At 52.3% G+C, this 266-nt stretch carries 1 pseudogene; it reads left to right on the top strand.

The annotated features are described in order from the left end of the window. Positions 1–26 precede the first annotated feature (26 nt). A pseudogene (locus NE637_RS15430) lies at positions 27–266 on the top strand (hypothetical protein); the annotation flags it as partial.

Below are 266 nucleotides of genomic sequence, written 5' to 3'. Positions count from 1 at the left end.
TATCAGCCCAACAGGCAGGAGAACACATGCAACAATACTGGCAACGCAATTTTGAGCGTTCTGAAAGCCTAATAAACCACGGCCTCGGTACAGAAGCCTTTTTTAGGTCTATCGAACAGGAATTACCGCCTGTTGTCTCAAGAGCAGAGCTGGCGAAGGCCACAGGCGGGCTGATCTCACCAAAAACGCTGTCCAATGAAGACGCTTTGCACAAAGGTCCCGCAGAGCGTGTACGGGCAGGGTCAAAAATTGGCTACACCCGCGCC

Source organism: Desulfovibrio desulfuricans, from assembly GCF_024460775.1.
In the GTDB taxonomy this organism is placed as follows: Bacteria; Desulfobacterota; Desulfovibrionia; order Desulfovibrionales; family Desulfovibrionaceae; genus Desulfovibrio; species Desulfovibrio desulfuricans_E.
Note: the sequence above shows the minus strand (reverse complement) of the source record. Positions and strands in the feature narration are given on the sequence as shown.